Annotated in this window: 3 protein-coding genes; all 3 read right to left on the bottom strand. The window is 62.5% G+C overall.

The window, feature by feature from the left end:
* On the bottom strand, positions 1-307 hold a 307-nt coding region (locus tag BIS11_RS17015), incomplete at its 3' end, for a hypothetical protein (RefSeq protein WP_253586644.1).
* Positions 304-1,017: a hypothetical protein gene (locus BIS11_RS17010; RefSeq protein WP_253422345.1), complete on the bottom strand. Its 714-nt coding sequence runs from the start codon at positions 1,015-1,017 to the stop codon at positions 304-306. The genes BIS11_RS17015 and BIS11_RS17010, both read right to left, overlap by 4 nt.
* 3 nt (positions 1,018-1,020) lie before the next feature.
* Positions 1,021-1,611 (bottom strand): hypothetical protein (locus tag BIS11_RS17005; RefSeq protein ID WP_253586643.1); only part of this gene is annotated, 591 nt, incomplete at its 5' end.

The raw sequence follows: 1,611 nt of genomic DNA, 5'->3' as shown, positions 1-1,611 counted from the left end.
CTATTACAACCCCGCCCCTTCTGCTGTTAGACGGCCCTGCTTCCGCCACGACGTCGTTCCTGAAATACGCATCTGTTTCTGTGCCTATTTCTATGACTTCCCCGGGAATGACTGGTATTTCGTTGGCGTATGCTAATGCTCCACCACCGCCTCCAGATACTCGTGACTCCCCTCCACGCCCAACACATACAACGCTCACTAAGTGGACCCCAGGGGGTACTCTCCATAAGTGCACGCCACGGGAGGCGAATACAACCTCACCTGGTTTAGCCTTGGCTTGGCCGGTCAGCAGGATGGCCTCAATCATACCCGCGCCCTCCCGTTACCCGACCATTCGACGCCATCCCAGATCAACGCGACCCTGGTAAATTCTGAGTCTAGCGCCGGCGCCAGGCCCTCATCCCACACGATGCTGTCAGGCCATGTGACCGCCTCCTGCCCGCTCACATGCACGATCACGACTATGGCCCGATCGGCACCGGGCGAGCCGACGAGATCGAGAGTCCGGGGCGTACTGGCATCGACACGAAACACCTGACGCTCGGCCAGGTCCAGCGTGTCCGTCGCTACCCCGCTCGCTACGTCCGAGCGGCTCAGGCTCGCGGATTGCTCACCGCTCGTGAGCTGTGTGTTCACATCGACGGCTAGATTGCGCTTTGCCAGCTCGCCTTCATCGTCGACGCTGACGTAATCGCCGGGCTCTGTCAGGGCACCGGGACGAAGGTCAGTGATCGCCACATTGCCGATAGCGATCTGCTGCGCCTCGTTTTTATATCTTTCGGCCTCGGCGGCGGACTGGCTCGACGCCTGGGCGCTCTCCCCCGATTGCTGGGCGGCGCCCTGGGCCTCCTGGATGGCGTCATCGAACGCACCTTCGATGCTCTTGACCATGAGCGCGCACTGCTCGGCGAACAGCGCGAATGCGGCCTGGGTGTTGTTGAACTTGGTGATGAACGCGACCTGGTCGCCCGCGTTGATGGGCTGGAGGACCAGCTCATCGGGTACATAAATCGGCATGCGCTAGACCTCTATGAACGAGAGCGTGGTTTTTCGGACGTGGGGGATGTAGTGACTGTCGCTGTAGCCCTGCGTCAAGCGCCCAAGGAACGCGCCGGTCAGACGCTCCAGGCCAGTGCTCGCTGGGTACAGGTCAACGAACACATCGGCGATCATGCCGCGCTGGGCCAGCTCCTCGAGCAGCCGGGCCCTGTCAGCGGTGTAGAGCCAGTCCAGGTTGAACGTGGTTTGTCGCCGGGGGTGGCCACCGTTGATCGTGCGCAGCGTTTGCCCGGCGCTGTACTCGTGCTGCGCCTGGTCGGTCCAGTCGATGACCAGCTCGTAACTGGCATTGAACTCAGCCACGAACGCAAGCCCCAGCACGATGCGACCGATGTCGATGGCACCGGCGGCGTTATCCGGGTCGCTGATCTCGATACGGAACCCGGTGATAGGCGTGATCGGGAAATTGATGAGCGTTACCGGATCGCGCAGCTTGCCGTTGTAGGTCGCCCCGAACGGGTCGATACCCGCCCGCCAGACGCCGGCGGGGATGATCTCGCCGGCGGGCCGGTTGCCGCTGTCCCAGGGCTCGCTTGCACCGTCGAGCAGGAC

It is taken from the genome of Halomonas sp. 707D4 (assembly GCF_024158685.1).
Lineage (GTDB): Bacteria > Pseudomonadota > Gammaproteobacteria > Pseudomonadales > Halomonadaceae > Vreelandella.
Note: the sequence above shows the minus strand (reverse complement) of the source record. Positions and strands in the feature narration are given on the sequence as shown.

Bases quoted from the DNA above. Each gene is read 5' to 3' on its own strand.
- BIS11_RS17010 (WP_253422345.1), bottom strand. From the start codon at position 1,017: ATGCCGATTTATGTACCCGATGAGCTGGTCCTCCAGCCCATCAACGCG.